This is a genomic window from Mesorhizobium sp. M1E.F.Ca.ET.063.01.1.1 (assembly GCF_003998155.1).
GTDB lineage: Bacteria > Pseudomonadota > Alphaproteobacteria > Rhizobiales > Rhizobiaceae > Mesorhizobium.
The window spans coordinates 1-3,010 of the sequence record NZ_RZSC01000708.1 but is presented as its reverse complement, the minus strand read 5'-3'; the positions used below and the strand labels follow the sequence as shown (position 1 = coordinate 3,010).

General features: G+C 64.5%; 4 protein-coding genes. 1 reads left to right on the top strand and 3 read right to left on the bottom strand.

Going from position 1 to position 3,010, the window contains the following annotated elements:
• Both EOA29_RS30985 and EOA29_RS30980 read right to left on the bottom strand, forming a co-directional pair.
• Window positions 1–703 (bottom strand): MFS transporter (locus EOA29_RS30985; protein WP_127222064.1); only part of this gene is annotated, 703 nt, incomplete at its 3' end.
• 152 nt (window positions 704–855) lie between these two features.
• Window positions 856–1,317: an Lrp/AsnC ligand binding domain-containing protein gene (locus EOA29_RS30980; protein ID WP_126095930.1), complete on the bottom strand. Its 462-nt coding sequence runs from the start codon at window positions 1,315–1,317 to the stop codon at window positions 856–858.
• Window positions 1,318–1,447: 130 nt separating this feature from the next.
• Between EOA29_RS30980 and EOA29_RS30975 the strand changes: the two genes are divergently transcribed.
• Complete coding sequence (locus EOA29_RS30975; protein WP_126094262.1) at window positions 1,448–2,443, top strand: ornithine cyclodeaminase family protein; 996 nt, start codon at window positions 1,448–1,450, stop codon at window positions 2,441–2,443.
• Between the two features lie 63 nt (window positions 2,444–2,506).
• On the opposite strand, the gene EOA29_RS30970 is transcribed toward EOA29_RS30975, so the two are convergent.
• The coding region (locus EOA29_RS30970; RefSeq protein ID WP_127222063.1) for an MFS transporter at window positions 2,507–3,010 on the bottom strand (504 nt) is incomplete at its 5' end.

Here is a 3,010-nt window from a genome sequence, read left to right as displayed (position 1 = left end):
CGACATAGGCCACCGACATGCCGATCTCCTCGGCATAGACCGGCGACAGCGTGCGGAAGGCGCTGTTGGTGACGCCGACGGCGATGCAGCCGATCGAGCCAAGCGGCGAGATCCGCCAGACGCGTGGCAAATCGAGCTTGACCTCTTCCGGCGGCGCCGGGTTGGAACGGTCGCCGAGCGAGACCGGCACCAGCGAGAAGGTGATCATCATCGACATGACGGCGAAGATGGCGAAGCCGCCTGCGCCGAAGATCGGGATCAGGAACTGCGCGCCGGTGACCGAGCCGATATCGACCATGCGGTAGATCGCGAGCACGCGGGCGCGATCCTTGTTGCCGACGCCGGAATTGAGCCACGCCTCCATGACGGTGAACAGGCCGGCGAAGCAGAAGCCGCCAGCAAAGCGTATCGCGCACCACATCACCGGGTCGATGACCAATACCAGCAGCAGCGTGCCGACGGAGGCGATCGCAGCAAGCGCCGAGAATGTCCGCACATGACCGACCGCCTTCAGGATGCGGGTGACCGCCAGGCATCCGAGCAGGAAGCCGGCAAAGTAGAACGTGCCCATCAGGCCGATGTCGGAGGCGGAGAAGCCTTCCCGCGCGCCGCGCAGCGCGATCAGCGTGCCCTGCAGTCCGTTGCCGCCGAGCAGGATGCCTGCGGCGATGAGGAGCGGGATCAGCGGGCGTATCGAGGACATGAGGGGAAGGCAATCACATGTTGGTGATCCTTCTTGGACCATCGCCACCGCCAATGCCAGCGGCAATTCCAAGGCGACGGGCCACGCGATGAATAGCGTCCTGGGTTGAGTTTAGGGTTAGGGTGGAAGGCGGACGCCGCGTCGATGCCAATCTAGATCGGCAACAAGGCGTCGGGCTTCACATTGGCGATCGAAGCGTAGGTGTGTGTTTCCCTGACCCCTGGCAGCGGCAGGATGACCCGCTGCAGGAAATCCTGGAACATTGCCATGTCGGCGATGCGCGCCTTGACTAGGTAGTCGAAGCCGCCAACCACCATGTGGCACTCGATGATCTCGGGCGCGCGCAAGACCGCCTCGGCGAAGCGGTCGAAGACATGCGGCGCCGTATGGTCGAGCCGCACCTCGATGAAGACAAGTTGCGCCTTCCCGATCCTGGCCGGGTCGAGAACGGCTCGTACCGCCCGGATGAAGCCTTCGCTGAACAGCCGCCTGATGCGCTGCGAGGCGCCCGTCGGCGACAGTCCGACCTGGCGGGCGAGGTCGAGCGTGGTGCGGCGGCCATCCTCCTGCAACAAACGCAACAAAGAGCGGTCGATACGGTCGAGATCGTCCATTTCAGTGCTAACACTTTTTGGCCAAGAATAGCGTGATAGTCACGTTGAAATCGTCAAAACACCATATTTCATCACGCTGTCAGGTCGCAATATCGTTCGTGGGTAACTTAACCGGACCAAGGCAAGACCCATGACATCAGCCATACCGAACGACCGCAACGCCCACGCCAAGGGTGACACGCCGGTGCTCATATTGAGCGAGGCCGAGGTGAAAACCTGCATCGACCTCCGCCGGCTCCTCGACGTACTGGCGGACGGCTTCCAAGCACTGTCTGGCGGCAAGGTCGTCAATCCGGCGCGACCCCAGCTCGACATTCCGCAGGCAGGCTATTCGCTGGCGATGCCGGCCTGGATGGTGGGCAAGCATCTGACGGTGAAGATCGTCAACGTGTTCGAGGGCAACATTGCCAAAGGCATCCCCAGCCATCTCGCCACCATCCATCTGTTCGACCCGCAGACCGGATTCCCGATCTGCGTCATGGACGGTACCTACATCACTGCCGTGCGCACCTCCGGCTCTGCTGTGCTCTCCGTGCGCGAACTGGCCCGGCGCGACGTCAAGGTCGCGACAGTGGTGGGCGCCGGCGTCCAGGCCGGCCAGCACCTGCGCCTTTTGCCACTGGTCCGCGACTTCGCCGAGATCCGCGTTGTCTCGAAGGAGTTCGCGGATGCGCAGGCGCTTGCCGCGCTACATCCGGGTGTTGTTGCCGTCAGCGATATCGAGGCCGCGGTGCGCTCGTCGGATGTCGTCTGCCTGGCAACGCATTCCTTTGAGCCGGTGATTTCAGCCGAATGGGTGCAGCCCGGCACGCATGTCTCGTCGGTCGGTGTTGCGCCACCCGGCGGCGAATTGCCGATCGAGCTTGTCGGCAAGGCCAGCCTCTTCGTCGAGACAAGCGATGCATTCGCCCCGACGCCGGTCGGTTCTTGTGAACTGGCCGGCATCGATCCGGAAACCGGAACCGAACTTGGCGAGATGCTGCTCGGTGTGCGGCCGGGACGGGTCAGCGCCGACCAGGTCACCGTCTACAAGGCAATGGGCGTTGCAATGGAGGACATGGTGGCGGCCGACCTCGCTTACCGCGAGGCGATTCACCGCGGAATCGGGAGCGTCGCATCGCTGTAGGGGGTGGCCGCCACGACGAGCCACAGGTGTAAGAGCGCATCGGTCTGACAACGGAAGGGCCGCTCATGCCTCGCCGGCTTGCGGCAGCATCTTCCGCGCCGGATCGGGCGCTTCGTCCGCCGGCACGGCGGACTTGGCCGGCCGCCGGCCAAGCGAACCTGCCGTCAGCAGGCTGAGCGCGATGAACGGGATGCCGATCCCATAGGCGGAGCGGATGCCCCAATGGTCCGATACGAAGCCGAGCAGCGGCGGACCGAGCAGGAAGGCGATGAAGGAGATCTGCGACAGCGCTGCGACGTTGATCGCCGCGGGCCGGTCCGTCCGCTGGGCTGCCGCGGAGATCGCCAGCGGGAAGATCGCGCTGCTGCCGATCCCCAACAGGGCGAAGCCGAGCATCGATACCGGCGGCGCGGGCGAGAAGAAGACGATCAGCACGCCGGCCGCCATCGTTGCGAGCAGCACGCACGCCACGCCGCTGGGCGAGTGGCGGTCGACGAAACGGTCGGCGAAAAAACGCGTCGTCGCCTGCGAGAAGGCAAACAGCGCCACCGTCAAACCGGCCACGAA